This window comes from Acidisoma sp., from assembly GCF_035492295.1.
Taxonomy (GTDB): Bacteria; Pseudomonadota; Alphaproteobacteria; order Acetobacterales; family Acetobacteraceae; genus Acidisoma.
Genome location: NZ_DATJJK010000021.1, coordinates 77,073 through 94,737, shown reverse-complemented (window position 1 = coordinate 94,737; position 17,665 = coordinate 77,073). Strand labels below are relative to the sequence as shown.

General features: G+C 64.6%; 18 protein-coding genes and 1 pseudogene. 3 read left to right on the top strand and 16 right to left on the bottom strand.

Annotated features, from left to right (window positions below; translation table 11 throughout):
* A pseudogene (locus VL752_RS01755) lies at positions 1-348 on the top strand (hypothetical protein); the annotation flags it as partial.
* An 8-nt stretch (positions 349-356) separates the two neighbouring features.
* Entirely contained in the window at positions 357-1,085 is a 729-nt protein-coding gene (locus tag VL752_RS01750; RefSeq protein WP_325352011.1) for a glycosyltransferase family 2 protein, read from the top strand.
* On the opposite strand, the gene fabG is transcribed toward VL752_RS01750, so the two are convergent.
* The 16 genes from fabG to VL752_RS01670 form a co-directional block, all read right to left on the bottom strand.
* Positions 1,066-1,827, bottom strand: coding sequence for a 3-oxoacyl-ACP reductase FabG (gene fabG / locus VL752_RS01745; RefSeq protein ID WP_325352010.1), 762 nt, complete (start codon positions 1,825-1,827; stop codon positions 1,066-1,068). The genes VL752_RS01750 and fabG overlap by 20 nt on opposite strands.
* On the bottom strand, positions 1,782-2,222 hold the full coding sequence (locus VL752_RS01740; RefSeq protein ID WP_325352009.1) for a phosphotransferase: 441 nt from the start codon (positions 2,220-2,222) through the stop codon (positions 1,782-1,784). Before VL752_RS01740 ends, fabG begins: the two co-directional genes overlap by 46 nt.
* Positions 2,219-3,025: a beta-ketoacyl synthase chain length factor gene (locus VL752_RS01735; RefSeq protein ID WP_325352008.1), complete on the bottom strand. Its 807-nt coding sequence runs from the start codon at positions 3,023-3,025 to the stop codon at positions 2,219-2,221. The genes VL752_RS01740 and VL752_RS01735 overlap by 4 nt, the downstream gene beginning before the upstream one ends.
* Complete coding sequence (locus VL752_RS01730; RefSeq protein WP_325352007.1) at positions 3,022-4,224, bottom strand: beta-ketoacyl-ACP synthase; 1,203 nt, start codon at positions 4,222-4,224, stop codon at positions 3,022-3,024. Before VL752_RS01730 ends, VL752_RS01735 begins: the two co-directional genes overlap by 4 nt.
* Positions 4,221-5,438: a hypothetical protein gene (locus VL752_RS01725; RefSeq protein ID WP_325352006.1), complete on the bottom strand. Its 1,218-nt coding sequence runs from the start codon at positions 5,436-5,438 to the stop codon at positions 4,221-4,223. Before VL752_RS01725 ends, VL752_RS01730 begins: the two co-directional genes overlap by 4 nt.
* A 63-nt stretch (positions 5,439-5,501) precedes the next feature.
* Positions 5,502-6,179 carry an alpha/beta fold hydrolase gene (locus VL752_RS01720; RefSeq protein WP_325352005.1) on the bottom strand — a complete coding sequence of 226 codons (678 nt, stop codon included), beginning with the start codon at positions 6,177-6,179 and terminating at the stop codon, positions 5,502-5,504.
* Positions 6,179-8,515, bottom strand: coding sequence for an MMPL family transporter (locus tag VL752_RS01715; RefSeq protein WP_325352004.1), 2,337 nt, complete (start codon positions 8,513-8,515; stop codon positions 6,179-6,181). The genes VL752_RS01720 and VL752_RS01715 overlap by 1 nt, the downstream gene beginning before the upstream one ends.
* Positions 8,505-9,092, bottom strand: a complete 588-nt coding sequence (locus tag VL752_RS01710; protein ID WP_325352003.1) for a LolA-related protein — start codon at positions 9,090-9,092, stop codon at positions 8,505-8,507. The genes VL752_RS01715 and VL752_RS01710 overlap by 11 nt, the downstream gene beginning before the upstream one ends.
* A 1-nt stretch (position 9,093) precedes the next feature.
* The gene (locus tag VL752_RS01705; protein ID WP_325352002.1) at positions 9,094-9,996 is read right to left on the bottom strand and encodes a hypothetical protein; all 903 of its coding nucleotides are present in this window, start codon (positions 9,994-9,996) and stop codon (positions 9,094-9,096) included.
* Positions 9,993-10,289: a hypothetical protein gene (locus VL752_RS01700; protein WP_325352001.1), complete on the bottom strand. Its 297-nt coding sequence runs from the start codon at positions 10,287-10,289 to the stop codon at positions 9,993-9,995. Before VL752_RS01700 ends, VL752_RS01705 begins: the two co-directional genes overlap by 4 nt.
* Positions 10,286-11,560, bottom strand: a complete 1,275-nt coding sequence (locus VL752_RS01695; protein ID WP_325352000.1) for an AMP-binding protein — start codon at positions 11,558-11,560, stop codon at positions 10,286-10,288. Before VL752_RS01695 ends, VL752_RS01700 begins: the two co-directional genes overlap by 4 nt.
* 62 nt (positions 11,561-11,622) lie before the next feature.
* Positions 11,623-12,195 (bottom strand): hypothetical protein, encoded by a 573-nt coding sequence (locus VL752_RS01690; protein ID WP_325351999.1) that lies wholly within the window; start codon positions 12,193-12,195, stop codon positions 11,623-11,625.
* Positions 12,196-12,474, bottom strand: coding sequence for a phosphopantetheine-binding protein (locus tag VL752_RS01685; RefSeq protein ID WP_325351998.1), 279 nt, complete (start codon positions 12,472-12,474; stop codon positions 12,196-12,198).
* Between the two features lie 694 nt (positions 12,475-13,168).
* A complete protein-coding gene (locus VL752_RS01680) occupies positions 13,169-14,080 on the bottom strand; it encodes a carbohydrate ABC transporter permease (protein WP_325351997.1) in 912 nt (303 codons plus the stop codon).
* Positions 14,073-14,963, bottom strand: a complete 891-nt coding sequence (locus VL752_RS01675) for a carbohydrate ABC transporter permease (RefSeq protein ID WP_325351996.1) — start codon at positions 14,961-14,963, stop codon at positions 14,073-14,075. The genes VL752_RS01680 and VL752_RS01675 overlap by 8 nt, the downstream gene beginning before the upstream one ends.
* Before the next feature lie 23 nt (positions 14,964-14,986).
* A complete protein-coding gene (locus VL752_RS01670) occupies positions 14,987-16,249 on the bottom strand; it encodes an extracellular solute-binding protein (protein ID WP_325351995.1) in 1,263 nt (420 codons plus the stop codon).
* A gap of 168 nt (positions 16,250-16,417) precedes the next feature.
* Between VL752_RS01670 and VL752_RS01665 the strand changes: the two genes are divergently transcribed.
* Positions 16,418-17,647, top strand: coding sequence for an ROK family transcriptional regulator (locus VL752_RS01665; protein ID WP_325351994.1), 1,230 nt, complete (start codon positions 16,418-16,420; stop codon positions 17,645-17,647).
* Positions 17,648-17,665 lie beyond the last annotated feature (18 nt).

Sequence of the window (17,665 nt, the reverse complement as noted above, 5' to 3'; positions counted from 1 at the left end):
GCCGACGCGGTGGACGGCGCCCTGCGCAGCCCACGCAAGGCCGCCCGCCTGCTACGCCGCTATGATGCGCAGACGCAACGCGCGCTCGGCTCCTTCACTTGGTTCATCTACCGAATTCGCGAACCCGCGATGCGCAACCTCTTCATGTCACCGCGCAACATGTTCCGCGTGGAGGAGGCTGTCCTCTCCATTCTGGCCGGCGCGATCTTCGACGGTTGGCCGGTGCAAGTACGGCTCTATCTGTTCCGCGTGATCTACTACGTCACCAAACTCTCCCACCTCCGCTTCCGGCTGACCCGCGACCCGCGTCGGATCTATGGCGGCAAGCGCGGGGCGCTGGAAAGCTGAGCCTTGCCATGGATGAGGCGGGCACCCGGCTTGTTCTGATCCCGAGCTACAATACCGGTACCAAATTGGCAGAGACCGTTCGGGGCGCAATCGGCCAGTGGCAGCCGGTCTTTCTTGTCATCGACGGTAGCACCGACGGCTCGGCGGGTCATGTGACGCCACACCCCGATCTCCATCTGATCCGACGTTCAGCAAATGGCGGCAAGGGGGCGGCCGTGCTCGACGGGCTGCGCGCCGCCGCAACCCAGGGTTTCACCCATGCGCTCGTCATGGATGCGGACGGCCAGCATCCGGCGGAGGCGATTCCGCAATTCATGGCGCTCTCCGCCGCTTACCCGGAGGCGATGATCCTCGGTGTCCCGCTGTTCGACGCCGCTGCCCCCCGTGCGCGGGTGCTGGGGCGGCGGATTTCCAATGTCATCGTGCGGTGGCTGACGGGTGCCAAAATCGGCGATGCGCTGTTCGGTTTTCGCGTCTACCCGCTGGCCCCGCTCCGCGCGATCATGGAGGCAAGCCCGCATATGCGGCGCTATGATTTCGATGCGGAGGCGGTGGTGCGCCTGTCCTGGTGCGGCGTACCCGCCTTCAACCAGCCGGTATCGGTACGCTATTTTCGCGCTGATGAAGGCGGAATCTCGCATTTCCGCTATGGGCGGGACAATTTTCTGCTCGCTCGCATGTATGCACGGCTGGCCGTCGCCCGAGTAGCCCGTTGCTTCAGGCCATCCCGCCATTGATGGAGATGACCTGGCCGGAGATATAGGCGGCGCGCTTGGAGGCGAGGAAGGCCACCAGATCCGCGACCTCCTCCGGCTGTCCCGCGCGCTGCATCGGCACCATGCGGGCAATCGCCTCCTTCGGAAACAGCGTCTCTGTCGCGGGCGACGCAATGATGCCCGGCGCCACGGTGTTGACAGTGATGCCGCGGCTCGCGAGTTCCAGCGACAGCGCACGTGCCGCGCCGTGCAGGCCCGCCTTGGCGGCCGCATAATTCGCCTGGCCGCGATTACCCATGATGGCCGAGACGGAGGAGATATTCACGATGCGCCCCCAGCGCGTGCGGATCATCGGCAGGAGCAGCGGTTGGGTGACGTTGAAGAAGCCGTTGAGCGAGACGTCGATAACGCGGGACCATTGATCGGGCCTCATGCCCGGCATCACCGCGTCATCATGAATGCCGGCATTGTTGACGAGAATCTGAATAGGCCCAGCGGCCAGGATTGCCGCGAGCGCCGCCGCCGTTTCGTCCGGCTTGGTGATGTCGAAGCGCAGGGCCTCCGCGCTCCCGCCAAGAGCCATGATCTCGGCGGCGAGGATCTCGGCCCGCGGCAAATGCCCATTGGCATGAAGATACACGTGATGCCCGGCGGCCGCGAGGGTCGCGGCGATGGCGGCGCCGATGCTGCCGCTCGCCCCGGTGACGAGGGCGCGCTTCACAGCGGGGCCTCGAACAGAACCGTCGCCCGGCCGCTCAGCCATTCGTCCTCCCGGGCCGTGACCGTGAAACTGTAGCTCGCCCCGCGCGTGTCGCCGAGAAGCCGCTGGGCGACGATCGTCAGCGGCCCCGCATCCGGCGCAAAGCGCGATGCCCGCAGCCGCACATCGCGAAGGCTGACCAGAAAACCCGGATGCGGCTGGCCCTCGGCCGGCGCAGACAGACGGCCATGCAGTGCCATGGCCTGTGACGCAATCTCGATACCGCATACGCTTCCGAGACTGCCGTCAACACGCCGCATCGGGTTGTCCGCCGCAGCATAACGGGCGGAGCGGCAGATGATGCCTGTCCCGTCCCATTTCAGCACATCATCGAGCAGGCACATCGCGCCGCCATGTGGAATGAGACCAAGGATGGTGTTCCGCCGCATCACGGTCATATGCGGCCCCCTGGGATGACATGCACTGTCAGCGCCAGGTCATCCAAGTAGTCGAGCATCACCTCGCTGGCCTCGCCGGCGGCAAGAGCTGCCAGTACAGGCAGGCAGCGGGCAGCCGGGACGGATTGCCGCAATGGCTCCAGCGCGGCCGGTCTGGCAGGGCTCGGCACGCCCCCGGCAGGACTGAGTTCGATATCGATCTTCCCGACCGTCTGCCGGGAGGGTTCAGCCGCCAACACGTATGCGACCCCGAAAGGCTCGGCAATTTGCCGAACCGCCGCGAGCGGCCCCGGATAGGGCAGGTCATAGGCGATGAGGACGACGGCCGCGGCACCGGCCGAGACCTGCGCTCCGGCCTCGATCAGGCCGGCGGCAAAACTGCCGTCATGGGCGCAAAGGCTGGTCGCGGGCGTGCGGGCGCCTGTCGCGATACTCCAATAGCCAGCGGCGACGTTATGGACGGAGTTGTGAAAGCGGGTCGGCGACAGTTCCCGTTCGGTTCCGGCCAGCGTATGCAGAATCGCATGGATGGTTTCCCCATCACCGCCGGATGAGGCGAAGATGGCGGGAGTTTCCGCCGGCGACCGCCCGGACGTCGCGAAAGCTTCCGCGCCGGCGGCAAGCGCGAGCTTCACCATCTGGGGGGCACGGCGGCGTTCATTGGGGGGCAGCAATCCGACCGCCGGAAATTCGATCGGTCGCTGTTCGTAAGCGGCCTCGCCCGCGAAGATCGGCAGACTCGCCTCCCAACCGTCCAGCCCGGGGCCACGCAGCCCGATCCCCTCGACGTAAAGCCGGATCATGCGGGCGTACCCGCGCGTCCGAGAACGAAACTGCAATTGACACCGCCGAAGCCGAAGGCATTGCACATCACTCGGTCGACCCTGGCGCTGCGCCCTGCCAGCACATGGCCTTCCGCAAAGGCCCGGTCCAGCTGCCGTGTATGCGGGCTGCCGGGCAGAAAACCGTGCCGGATGGCAAGGCTCGCGACCGTTGCACCGACGATCCCGGCGGCACCCAGGGTATGGCCCATGAAACCCTTGCTCGAACTGCGCGGCACAGACGTACCGAACAGCGACGAGACTGCCTTGTCCTCGGCCGCATCGCCCACCAGCGTCGCGGTACCGTGGAGATTGATGTAGTCGATCTCTGCGGGATCGAGCCCGGACTGATCCAGCGCCGCGCGCATGGCGGCATAGGCGCCGCTGCCTTCGGGATCGGGGGAGGACATGTGATAGGCGTCCGAGCTCTCTCCGACGCCGAGTAGCATCAGCCCATCGCGCCCCGGCTCCGGCCCTGCGCGCTCCAGCAAGGCAAAGCCGGCTGCTTCACCGACGGAAATGCCACGGCGCCCGGCGTCGAAGGGACGGCATGGCCCTTCCGCCAGCACGCCCAGGGCGTGAAAGCCAAAGAGCGTCGTAGCGCAGAAACTGTCAGCCCCGCCGACGACGGCGGCATCACAAAGGCCAGCTGCGATCATGCGGGCGGCGGCGGCAAAAACCTTGGCCGTGGCGGCGCAGGCAGTGGAGATGGTGAAGCTCGGCCCGGCGAGACCGAGGCGCGCCCGCACATAGCGCCCGAGCGCATAGGTATTGTGGGTGCGATCATAGTCGAAGTCTGCAGGCAAGACGCCGATCGCTTCGATCGCGCGATAGGCCTGTTCCGTCTGCAGAATGCCCGAGGTGCTGGTGCCGGTGAAAAGACCGATGCGCGACGCGCCATAGCGCGCCCGCGCCTGAGCGACCGCTTCCTCGAACCCATCCTGCTGCAAAGCAAGTTCAGCGAGCCGGTTGTTGCGGCAATCGAAGGCGGCCCATTTGCCTGCCAAAGCGGCATCGTCCAAAGCCGGCACGGCACCGGCGAAGGCCGCGATGGGCAGGCTGTCGAAGGTGCAGGGGCTGAGCGCGCTGCGGCCGGCGCGGATGGCGTCCCAGGTCTCGGCCTGGCCGGCGCCGAGCGCGCTCGCGACACAGAGGCTGGAGAGGACAAGTGGTGGGTTCATGCGACACTCCGGGCCAGCAGCGCGCGCCCGTCAAGCCGTCCGGCGTCGAGACTGGCCTGCCACTCAGCGACTTTCGCAGCTTCGTCGGCGATGTACTGTGCGTAGGCGTCGCGAAACTGCGCGCGCTCGCCCCGCGCCCAACCGGCCGGGCCTGGCATATCGCGGGCGGCCAGCTGATAGCGCTGGGCGAAATGGCGCAGATTCGCCTTCAGGTCCGTATAGCGCGGCTCTGACAGGATGCGCTTGAACCAGCCGCGATACCGGCCCCAGAAAGGATTGTCGTAGAAAATCAGCCGCAACCTCCGCACATCATAGATGTCATTCGCGGCGACGGCCGACACCGCCGATGTCAGCGCGGCAGGGCCAGTCGGCAGCCCCCCGGTCTCGACGAGTGTGCGCCGCGCCTCGGCATTCGCGAAAAGGGCCTCCGCGTTCTCGATCGGCTGATCGTTCGCGCGCAATGCCAGATCAACCAGCGCATTCTTCGGCACTGGAAAGCGGAAGGCCGCAAGGACGGGTAACTGGCCGGTTGGCCAAGGCGCCCAAAAGCCCGCGGCTGCCAGCGCATTATGTGCCATATGGACGCAATTGTCGTTGAAGATGCGCCAGTGATAGATGCGTTTCCCCGTTCGGTAAGGCTCGTTCAGCTCATTGAGAAATGCGACCAGCCGCTCCATGCGCGGCGTATCCAGCGGCACGCGCGCGCGGTAGCAGTTGCGCCCGAAGGTTGATCCATAATCGGTCGCAACCGATATTTCGTATTTGAAATCTTCGACCGACATTCCAGGCGGCTTGTCGCGAAAAAAATGCTCGTGAAACACGATGCCGTCCAACAGCCCGCGCTCCCGCGCGCTGGCCTGCGTCCGCTCATAGACCTCGCGCGTCAGCGCCTCACCGGGGGCGAGCGCGCCGCGGAAGATGAAATCGCGATCCTCGATCGCCACCCAGTTGGCATTGCGGTAATGGGAATTCGCGCTGATGGCCACGCCGTGACGGCCGCTGTCGGCGCCTGGTGGGACCACCTCAATTACCGGATAGCCGCTGCTGCGGTCGACCCGCACGCCGTTGAGATAAAGCAGCAGATGGCCACCCATGCCGCTGTTGAGCGGAACGCCGAAGCCGGGCTTCTTGCGCAGCTCTGAGAGCGCGCAGAGTTCGGCGTAATAGGGCACGATATCTTCGTAGGCCGGTGGAGCCGCCGCGATCCTGTTCATCCCCTGTCTCTATAATACGGCCGATTGAGCCGTCCAGCGGCCGCAGCCCTGCGACGGGGCGCCTCAAGCAAATGGATTGAGGGCAAGAATATCCTGCCAGGCTTGGGTCCAGGCCGCCCAGTTATGCACGCCATCCACCTCCACGACTTGGGACGCCGGTAGCGCGGCGGCTAGCAGCCGGTGTCCGGCGGCGAAGCGATCCCGGGTTGCGTGGCCGAGAAAGAGTTTGGGGGTCGTCCGTCCCGCTCGGAGATGGCCCTGTATCCAAGTCAGCAATTGGCGTTCCGGTGCGGTCGCGGCAGAGCCTTTCGCCGACCAATCCACGAAACGGCCGGCCCGGGTAAGTTCGGCCATCGTGCCATGGGTGCCAAGGAATGGCGCCAGCAGCACTAGCCCTTCGACCAGGTCCGGATACGCACTGCTATAAAGGAGTGCACCCATTCCGCCGAGCGATAGGCCGAGCAGCCAGATGCGCCGGATGCCGGATGCGACCGCTGGGACGATGATCCCCTCATGCAGCACCGGCGCGATGTTGCCGTCGAGGTAAAGCTCGATATCCGGCCGCAGGGCGACGATATCAAGCGTCGGCACCCTGCCCTGCACTGCGGCGATGAAGCCATGATCCGCGAAATCATCGGCCGCGATGCCCGCACCCGGCAGCATGACGAGCAGGATGCGATCCTCGACCGGCAACGCCGAGGGATAACGCCGCGCAGCGCCGAGCTTTTCCACAGGGGTCATCACCCGCGCCGATCAGCCGCCGGCGCGCTGAAAGCTGCCCCGCAGACGAGGCAGAGGAAGGTGCCGATGGCGACCGTCAGCCCGATATCGTGCAGCACCGGGATATGAGAGAGCGACAGCAGCCCGTAGGCCGCGACGGTGCAAAGATTGGCCAGCATGATCGAAGCCAGAGCGCGGGCGCGTTCCTCGGGCGCCTGGTCGCCCCGGGCGAAGAACAGGCAGTAGTTGGAGCCGAGTGCCACGATCAGCAGGAACCCGGCGACCATGAAGATGGAGAGCTTGCCGCCGAGCGTCAAAATGGCGGCGGTCAGGATGACCGCAGCCCCCACGGGACCAGCCACTGCCAGGACCCGGCGCGGAGAATGCAGGCCGACGAACAGCAGAACGAGAATGGCAAGACTGCCGGCGACAGCGAGCGTCACGGCCTCACGTTGAAAGGTATGCAGCAGATCGGTGGATTGCCGGTCGAGATCGACAAGAACGGCTCCCGCCGGCAACGCAGCCTTGAGCGATGCGTCCAGCCGGGCGGCGTCCGCCACGTTCTGCAGCGGCGCCAGCACGGTCCAGCCGTGACCCGAGGGCATCAGCATGGATTGCAGACGGAGCGAGAGCAGCGCCGGCAGGCTCGCCTCAGTCAACAGGCCACCCGCCCGGGCGCGCGCCACATCTTTGAAGAAGGGCACGAAACTGTCTGGCCGGAAAGGCAGTCCCGAGATCGCCTGCATGAAGGCCGCATGCAAAGTTGCGTCATCGGGCAAGGCATCCAGCCGGGCCCGCTGCGTCCGATCGCTCGGCAGGACGAGGCTGGGCAGATCATAGCCACCGATGATCTTCTCCGTGACAAGCGGCGCCAGGACTGTCTGCATCTGCTCACTCGTCTCCAGCGCCTGATCCATGCTCGGCGCCCGATAGGCGATGAAGTAGCGCGTGTCAGGAACGCCCAGATCATGCCGCAGCCGTTGGTCGAGCGCCTGGGTCGCTGGTGAAAGCGGACTGAGGTTGAGAAGATTGTCGTCCCAAATCGGGCCGCGATGCGCCGCGAGAGCGATGACCGCGGCGGCGAGCAGCACGACGAGTACGCTCCTTGCCGGCTGCTGCCAGCGAAGAAGCAGGCGCAGTGGCGCGCCAATGCCGGCAGCACCGGAGGCGAAGAACCCGTCTGGCACCAGAACCGGCAATACGAACCGGGTGACCCCGGCCGCGCCCAGCAGCCCGGCGACCGAAAAGAGCCCGAGCTGCGCGAAGCCGGTAAAGTCTGACAGCAGCATGGTGCAAAAACCGGCGATGGAGGTCAGCGCGCCGAGGCGCAGCGTTGGCCAGATGCGCGCGAGCGTACGGTCTGCCCGGTCACCCTTCAGGGTCTGAGTCAGCAGGTAGATCGAATAATCCATTGCCTCGCCAATCAGCGTGACGCCAAAGCCGAGCGTGATTGCATGGACGAAGCCGAAGGCGAGTGAAACGGCAGCGGTTGCGGCGAGTGCGCCGCAGGCTACCGGCAACAGGCCAAGCAACAGCACACGCGGCGAGCGATAGGCGATAAGGAGGAACAGCACGGCCCCCGCCGTCGCCAGAATGGAGAGGCGCGAGACGTCGCGCTTGGTGACGTCGCGTGTGTCGACTGCGAAGACGCCGGGTCCGCTCTCCCGCAACCGGGCCTGCTGCGCACCCGGCACGGCGGCACGGAGAGATGCGAAATCCTGGCGAATGAGGGCCAGCACTTTGGCCTGGGCGTCGATATCGAAACCCGGCGCGGCTGTGCGCAGAAGCAGTAGTGCTGACCGTCCATCGGGTGAGAACCAGGCGCCATCCTGCGTCTCCGGGCCGTGGCCCGCGGCGGCATCGAGTTGCTGCGCCAGGCTCAGCGCCGCGCCGGTCGGATCGGCCGGCAGGCTCTGCGCCGCGGCCGCGCCGAAATCGGACGCCAGAAGGGTGAGGTCGTTCTGCAAAGCGGCGCGCAAGCCCGCGACGGTAAAGAGCGCGGGCGTACTATCGGCGCTGAGCAGGTAGCGGTGCCCCCAGACGAAGGCCTGCACCCCGGCCATCGCGGCATCATCGCCATTTAGAACGGCGACGAAGGCCGGGTTCCGGCGCAGCCGGGCGCCGAGACCAAGACTGAGCTGGGCCAGGGCTGCCGGTGGCGCACCCTCGATCGACAGCATCAGGATGCGCGAGGCACCGCCACTGCTGACCTGCGCATCCAGCGCCTGTTGCGCCAGGCTATGCGCATGGGGCAGGAAATCCCCCATATCCGTGCGGTAATGACTGCGGGCGGCGATGCCGGCGCAGAGAAGGGCCAGCAGCAGGCAAAGCCAGACGGGAAGCCAGCTACGGACCATGATCGATGGTTTCGTCGACGCTCATGCGGCTTAGGTCGCCTCTAGCGCCCCCGGTATCGATCTCGGTCACGCGATTGCCGCTGCCGCGAATGCTTAGCCAGCTCAGGAATCGGCTGACGGAGGCGTCGCGCGGGCGCAGCAGAAGCTGCCAGGTCTCGGCATCGCCGCTCAGCGCAATCGTGTAGAAATGCTGCAAGCTCGGCAGATCGCCGGCAAGCGTGGCGCGCACGCCCTCGACCAATCCGGCAAGCGGCGGCGCCTGGCTGAGGTCAAAATGCTGGGTCTTCCCGCTGGCCGTCAATGTCACCGCGTCCTTCTGCAAGACGAAATCCTGGAGGGTCGGCGCGAGCACGGTCTTCCGGACGTAATCCGGCGCCACATAATGCAGCGTGCCCGAGCTCTGCAGCGGGGTCTTCAATAGAGCCATGGTTTTCGTTTCGGTGAAGGTCGCCGAGGCAGCCTTCACCTCGGCCAGCGACTGCATGAGCGGCGCGAGCCCCCAGGTAACTTGCGCATGGGCGCGCGGGGCAGCGGCCAGGAACAGACCGAGGGCCAGGAGGCACCGCACAGACTGCATCTCAGGCCCAGAAATCGTAGAAGTTGAACCAGTTGTATGGTGCTTCGCGGCACAGCGCCTCCAGCCGGGAGACATAGCGGCGCATAATTTCGTCCAGCCAGGCTTGCGGATCCGCGGGGCGTGCCTCGCTGGCCGGGGCCAGGAGTTCGAAGCGCACTTCGTAACGCCCACGCCCCTTATAGACGCCGGCCATCATCACCACCGGCCGATGCAGCATCATCGCAACCCGGAACGGCCCCTGCGGGAAGGCCGCTGGCGCACCGAGGAAAGAAATACGCTGCATATCGCGGCCATCGACATTGCGGTCCGCCAGCACGCCGACGAAATGCCCGTCCCGCAACCGTTCCGCAACAAGAATGAGGGAATCGAGTCGGCCAAGACCTATGACCTCGGTTTCTAGGCGCGGATTGATCGCAGCCAGCGCCATGCGGATCTTGCGGGCGTTGGCTTCGTACATCAGCAGGCTGACCGGCAGGTCCCGGTAACGACGCCCGACCACGCGGGCCGTCTCAAAACTACCAAAATGCGCGCCGAACAACAGGCAGCCGCCGCCGTCCGCGTCGATCTGGCGGACGATCTCCTCGCCCTTGACCGTGATATCGAACCACTTTTCCTGCTCGTTCAGAAGATAGACACGATCGAGCACACAGGAGGCGAAGGTCAGGAAATGCCGGTAGATTTCCCCGATACGGGGCTTTCTGCCGAAGACATGCTGCAGATAAGCGCGCGAGCTGCGCATCGCGACCGGAGATGACGCGAGGAAATAGAGACAGACAGGATAGAGGAAGACTTGCGCGAGACGTCGCCCGAGCCGCAGCGCGATCCAAGCCGCGAGACGGATGGTGGTTTGCGAGCCGCGTTCCGGCTGCGTCGCCCATTCTTGGACGCCAGAGCGGCTGCTCATGCCATGGCCTCCAAAGTGCCGCTCACGACGAGCGTCTGTCCTTCCATACGGCGAATTTCAAACCGGCGAAGCCCGGCGGCCTGGTTCTGCCAGAGAAGTTCGAGCGGCTCGCCATGCTGCACTGGGGCGAGGAATTTGACGGCCCGGAAGGTCAGCGCGCCAGATCCCGCCAACGCCACCGCCACCTCATCCAGCAGAAGCGCACCCGGCACGATGGCGCGTCCAGGAAAATGCCCGCTGGCCGTCGGATGGCTGGCCGGCACGTGTAGCGCGCGCCGCATCCAATCCGTCATTCCGCGGCCTCCGCGGCCGCAAGCGCCAGCACGTCCGCCCGCAGCAGTTTGCCGAGATGATTCCGGGGCAGGGTCGCGACCCGGATCAACGGCCGCGGCAGGAAGGCTGGCTCCAGCGTCACGCGTAGCGCCTGCATGATCCGATCGGTCGAAAGGCTTGGCGCGACGACCAGGGCTTTCAGCCGTGGCACGGCTTGGCCAGCACCTTCCTCCATCAGGAAGGTGCCATCTTCCACGCCAGGGATGCTCAGCAACTGATGGGTAAGGTAGCTGATGGACGAGCGCTTGCCGGCGATATTGACGAGATCGGCTGAACGGCTGCCAAGCCTGAACCGTCCCGGTGCCACAGGCTCAATAACGTCCTGCACTGGTGCGATGCCTTCCACCGCCGCACCGCTCGCCCACCAGCCGGTCGCGTCCTCATGCAGGACGACGTTCTCGAAGCAATGCCAGTCGCTTTCCTGTGTGCTGCGCCGGGTGGCGATCTGTCCGGCTTCGGTGCAGCCGTAGATCTCCATCAGCGGCGCCCCGAAGCACGCCTCAGCCCTCTGGGCGAGATCGATCGGCAGCGGCGCGGTCGCCGACAGGATCAGGCCTGCGCCGGGCATGCCGCCCGGATCAGCCATCAGCGCGCGGAGGTGCACAGGCGTGGTGACGAGTAAGCGCGGCTCCGGCGCCGCTTCCAAAGCCGCGCGAACATCGGCGGGAAAGAGCGGGCAGGCTGCCAAGACCGCAAGCCCATACTGCCAGGCGAGCAGGATGATCGATTCCAGTCCGTAGCTGTGCTGATGGGGCACAGTGCCGATGACACAGCCGGCCTGGAAATCAGTGGCGTTCAGGCGCTCGCCTGCGACGCGGGCACTCGCGACCAGGGTCGCCCAAGTCTTGGCGACCGGCTTCGGTCGGCCGGTCGAGCCCGAGGTGAAAAGGACGACCGCCGGTTGATCGCCTGGCACAAGGAGATCTGCCGCCTCAGCTTCTGGTAAAGTCTCGAGAAAAAGAAGATGGGGCAGATCTGGTGGGGCCGTATCGGTCAGCGCGTAGAGATCCGCATAGTCTTCCGCGAGGTCCTTCAGTATGCCGGGCGTATTGGCCGAGGGCATGAGTGTGACCTGCCCGCGCATCAGCGCCGCGGCGAAGCCGACCATGAAGCGGTAACGGTCCTGGCAAAGATTGACGAGAAAGGGTTTGGACGGCAGGAGGGCCGCAAGCGCCGCCACATCGCGACGGAATTGCGCCGCGGAGACGCGGGTTTCGCCACGTAGCGCCACGATTGCGTTCGGGGCGTGGCTTAAAACGGCCAGCTGCCGCGGCGCAGGCTCGGCGGCCTCCCTCACGGTCGCGGCAGCCCGGAGGGCGGGGTTGAGCCTGCGGGCGGCCGGTGCATGCAATCGCTGACCATGTCGAACATCATCCTGAACGAATGCCGGGGCGGATGGCGCAGCACGCGGAGGCGGACGGCGTATTCCGCCGCAAACATGGTCACGACCAGCGGAATGTCGAGCAGATTGACGAAGACTGACCAGGCGGTCAGAGGCGCGAAGCAGAAGAGCGAGATCGACGTTAGGAGTTGGGCCGTGAAGAACAGAGCCCAGGCCACCGTCACCCAGCGCGTATAGCGGATCATCTCATCCGACAAGGTGCCGTGTAGCCGATAGGCCATGGCGGTAATGAGCGGGGTATGGCCACGCCGCAGGGTCAACGCGAAGGCCGCAAGCAGGCTTACGTAGAGGCCCCAATGCGTCAGGGCCGAAAAGCCGATGAAGCTGAGCTTGAACAGACCGCCGATGGAGAAGTTCAGCGGTAGCCTGCGGGTTTCCACGATCACGACATGGAACAACACGGATGTCATGATGATGATCGCCACGGCGGCCAGTGGCGAGCGCGCCTTGGTCACCCTGAGCATTCAGCGCGCTCTGCTCGCCTGGATATAGTCTGAGAGGGCGCGCAGCGACTGGAAGATCGCCGTATTGTTCTCGTCATCGGCGCGCAATTTGACGCCGTAGCGCTGGGCCACCACGAGGGAAACCTCCAGCATGTCGATGGAATCGAGGCCGAGCCCATCGCCATAGAGCGGGGCTTCAGGGTCGATGGTATCAGCGGCTACTTCCAGATTCAGCGTCGACACGATAAGGCTGGCAAGTTCGGCTTCGGCGACAGTTTGGGACGCTACAGTGGGTATCATGGTCTAGCCATTAGCACAGCCCAGGCGGGAAATCAGCCGGCCAAACGGCAGCGGCTCTGAAATTGTCGCGAAGCGCTTAGACGGCGTTCTGCCCCCGGCCTACGCTCAAAAACTTGGCCATTCCCCGGTTCGATCACCGTCCGCAGTTCATCAACCAGCCAGCCATTACGCAAGCAACGCGTATGCGGCGTTCGGCCATCTGCTCTCCCGTCGGCGCATAGACTGGGGCCTCCGCGCCGGCCCAGATCGCTCGACAAGATCGACAATCGACATGCGGCCGAAATCGACGCGCTGCCGGCCGGTGAGGTGAAGGTCCATCGGCCCGTCAATCCCCTCAAGATGGAGAGTCGGGCTGGCCGGGATGCGCTCCGGACGATCGAAGATCAGGCTGGGCCAGATTGAGTGCCGCCCGGCGATCGCCGCCCCCGGGGGTCTGATCCGCCGACCAGACTCATAGGCCATCGGAGCCGAGCGCCTCCGGCGCCGGTCACCACTCTTCGAGACGAGCCTTACCTGTCGGCGCTGGCCGGATCATACTGCCCGCTACAGGATCGCGTTCGGCAGAGGGTCACGGCATGGACACCAAAGGGAGCGCATGGATTCGCTCTACCGCGGCGAGCGCAAGACCTGATGCCCTGGCCCGTTAACCGAATAGTTTCCGCTCCCTGAAGCCGCCACCCGAACCACATCACAATTATCCTTTTACGGCCCCAGCGGTGAGACCCTCCACGATGTAGCGTTGCGCGAGGACGAACATCAGGATGGCAGGGAGGATGGTCAATGTGATGAAGGCTAGGACGAGCTGCCAAGCCGTCGAATATTCGCCTTGATAGTCCATAAGCCCCAGCGGCCAGGGATAGAGGCTGGTGCTGTTGAGCATGATCAATGGCACAAGATAGTTATTCCAGCTGCCGACGAAAGCGATGATGCCGACGGTTGAGAGGATCGGCCTGGACAGCGGCAGGGTCACATGCACGAAGTAGCGCATGTAGCCGCAGCCATCCACCATTGCCGCATCCAGGAGTTCGCCCGGCAATTGCCGGAAGGCGTTGCGCATCAACAAAACGCCCATGGCGAGACCGAAGGCCACCTGCGGCAAGATGACACCCCAAGGAGTGTCGACCAGGCCGAGCTGCCGCACGCGGATGAAGAGCGGCAGGATGGCGGCGGCAGCGGGAAACATGAGGCCAAGAATGAGATAGTTGAAGAGGAAGCGTCGTCCGAAGAATTTCAGATGGGCGAAGGCGAAAGCAGCGGTCGCGCCGAGCGCCAGGGTGAGGACGACTGTCAGGCTCGCGAAAAGCAGGGAATTGCCAAGCACCCGCCAGTAGCGAAGGCTCGCCAGGATATTCCAATAGTTGCGCCACAGCCAGACATGCGGCAGGCCGAGCGGATTGGTGCGGAGCTCGCCCAGGTCCTTGAACCCGCCGAGGAAGGTCGCGGCCAGCGGGAGCAGAACAATGCCTGCGACAATGATGAGAATGGCGAGCCGCCAGACCGCGAAGGCCCGCGCCTGGGTGCCCCGAGAGCGCTGCGCCCCTGCCTCACTGCGCTTTGCCCACTTGACCACGCTGGCCCCGCGCCCGTTCAGGGAAAGATCACTCATCACGCATCAGGATCCGTCTATAGAACAGAGCGAAGATCACGCAGACGAGGAACAGAACAACGCCGACCGCCGATCCGTAGCCCACGCGCATGCGGGTGATGCCGAAGCTGTACATGAAGGTGACCATGGTATTGGTCTTCTCGAACGGTCCTCCGCCGGTCAGGGGAATCACCATGTCGAAGAGTTGCAATGCACCAATGACCGAGAAGAAGACTGAGAGTTTCAGCATGGGCGCCAGTTGCGGCAGGGTAATCGAGCGGAAGCGCTGCAATGCGTTCGCCCCGTCGATCTCTGCCGCCTCATAGAGCTGCCGGTCGATCCCCTGCAGCCCGGCGATGTAGAGCATCATGTGAAAGCCGAAATACTTCCAGACGACGACGATAATGATGGCGGTGAAGGCCAGGCTCGGGCTCGCCAGCATGAAGAGCGGAGACCCGCCCATGGCCTGTATGAGGGAGGAGACCGGGCCGTAATTGCCGTCAAACACGAAGCGGAAGATCAGGCCAGCGGCAACATCCGCCAGCACATACGGCAGGAAGAAGATCAGCCGGAAAGCCACAGCGCCCCAAGCGCGGCGGGCGAGCAGCAGCGCCATACCGAGGCCGAGCGGTAGTTGAACCACAATCGAGAACAGGATGATGAGCAGGTTGTTGCCAAAGGCGGTACGGAAGCTGCCGCTCTGCCAGAGTCGAAGATAGTTGCGCAATCCGATGAAATCGTGCGGCCAGCCAAGCCCGTTCCATTTGAAGAGACTGAACCACGCCGCCTGGCCGAGCGGGAGAATGACGAAGATTGTAAACAGAAGGATGGCGGGCGGCACGAAGACGAGAGCGGTGACCAGCGCACCATGATCGCGGCGAGCCGCCTGCTGCACAAGGCCCATATCCCCCTCCCCTCAGCCGCCGCTCACTGCTCGTCTTCCCAAGCCTGCTGCACGGCCTCGACTCCTGCCTTGGGCCCCATCTGGCCCGCCGCGACCGCGACCGAGACGTCGTTGACGACCCGCCCGACGGAGGGGCCAAGTGCCTGATCGAAGAAGATCTGCAGTGCTGTCGCATGTTCGAGCGAGATTGCGATCTGTCGGATGATGGGGTCTTTGATAAAGGCGCTGGTGCCGGCAAGCGCGGGGATATAATCGCCCTCCACGGCGGCTTGCTGCTGGTATTTCGGCTGGAAGAAGAAGGCCAGGAAGTCGTCCGCTGCGGCCGGCGCAGTTTTCGTCACAAGCCAGCCATTGACACCGCCAAGCTCATCAGTTGCCTTGCCGGGCGCCCCGGCGACGACCGGAAAGCCGAAGATGCCGATATTGGAATCGGGCAGGCCTTTGCCGTTCGCGGCATTGCCAGCCTGGGTGTTGAGCAGCCAATTTCCCATGAGCTGCATGGCGGCGCGGCCATCCCCAAACTGCCCCGCGGCCTGGAGCGCGAGAGTCCCGACATAGCCCGGCTGGAAGGGGTGCAGCGCCGCCAGTTCCTGCAGGCGCTGCCCGGCCTCGACAAAGGCCGGAGCCACGAAGCCGCCATCTTTGCCGGCCCGCGCCTCATCGATCACCCGGGCCCCACCTTCGCGCATGGCGAGATAGGCCCAGTAGAAATGCATGGGCCATTTCTCGCCAGCGCCGACGGTGATGGGTGTGATGCCGGCAGCCTTGATCTTTTTCACGGCAGCAAGGAACTCGGACCATGTCTTGATCTGATTCGCGTCCACGCCTGCCTTGGCGAAAAGTTCCTTGTTGTAGAAGAAACAGACCTCGCTGTGCAGGATGGGCAGACCATAGTATTTGCCGTCCACCTTGTAGGCGGCAGCGTCCGCAGGGATCATATTCGGCACGACGGCCTGTGCGGCGGCGCCGAGCGGGCGAAGATAACCCGCATCGATCTGCGCGCGCATGACACCGCCGCCCCAACTCCAGATGATGTCGGGCCGGTCGCTGCTTTGCAGCATCGTCGGCAACTTGGCCTTGTAAGCCTCATTCTCCAGATACTGGTATGTGACCGTCACGTCGGGGTGGAGTTTCTCGTAATCGGCCGCGATACGCTTCCAAAGTGCCACCTCGGTCGGGTTCGTCTCCTCGTGCACGATCTTGATGACGGTATGGGCCTGCACCACCGCAGTGGTCGCGAGCAGCATGGCGGCAAGCGACACGGTTCCGATCATGGCCTTGAGCATGACGTTTCCCTGGCAATATGGCGCCGTCGGCGCTCTTATTTTGTGACGCGTATTAATCCTGCCCAGGTGAGTGACGGAGTGTCAAGCGGGGCTGCGCCTAATGAAGGAAATTTGTTACGCGCGCGCCGTTGACAGGTAGGGTAATGGCGCGACTTAATACGGGTCACGATGAAAACCGCCGATCCAGAATTGATGCGCGCCATCAATCGATTCCATGTGATGGATGCCATCCGTCGCGCCGGTCCCATCGCGCGCGTCGAAATATCCGACCTCACTCAGCTCAGCCCCACCACCGTCTCAGCAATCACCGCGGCTCTCCTGGATGACGGACTCGTCATGCCGCGCGCACTCGGCGACCTCCGCAACCCGAGCGCGGACATGGCGCGCGGCCGCCCACGCGTTCTGCTGGAATTGAACCCCAAGGCCGCCTATGTCGTCGGCGCGAAACTCGCGCCCGATCACATCACCGTCGCCACCACCGATTTCTGCGCCGAGACCTTGGCGAGCCTTACCCTACCCATTCGTATCAGCCGGCAGCCTGTTTCTGTTATCGCCGACCTGGTGGAGGATGGCGTGCAGCGTTGCATCGCCGATGCCGGGCTGCCGATTGAGCAGATCGCCGGCCTCTGTGTCGGACTCCCCGGGCGGATCGAACGCGAGACAGGAATTTGTCAGTCGAGCCCGATCTTCGGCGAGACCAACATCCCCTTCGCTGCGCGGCTGCAGGAGCGACTTGGAATCACGACCGTCATCGAGAGTGCCGTCAACCTTGTGACCATGGCGGAAAGCTGGTTCGGAGAAGCACGCGGGATTGAGGATTTCCTCGTCGTCAGTCTGGAACATACACTCGGCCTCGGCATCATGTATCGGGGAGATCTGTTTCGCGGCGCACAGGGGCTCGGCCCCGACCTCGACGGACTGCTCATCGAATCCGCCAAGGGGGCAGGAGCGCCGCAACGGCTGCGCGCCATCGCTTCCGAGGCCGCAATTCTCGCTGATGCCGAGACCATCCTGCAGGATGCGCCGCATCGCGCCGCCTTTCGTGCCGGACGCGGCATGGCGGCGATCATGGCGGCGGCGCGGGAAGGCGACGCCCGCATCCTCGCCATCCTGCAGCGCGCGGGCGAAGCGCTCGGCTTCGCCATCGCCAATCTTGTCACCCTCTTCGCGCCACGCATGGTCGTGCTCGCGGGGGAGGCCTTCGGCCAAGGCGAAGTGCTTCTCGATGCGCTGCGCGCCCGTCTCGCCGCGTTGTTGCCGCCCGATTACGCACCTGTGCCGGACATCGCGGTCCATCGCTGGAGCGAGGATTCCTGGGCACGAGGTGCGGCCGCACTCACTTTGCGTGATCTTTATGGCGCGCCATGGAACACCACGGGGCCCGCACGTCCAGGCTGAGACCTAGGGAGCAAAAAA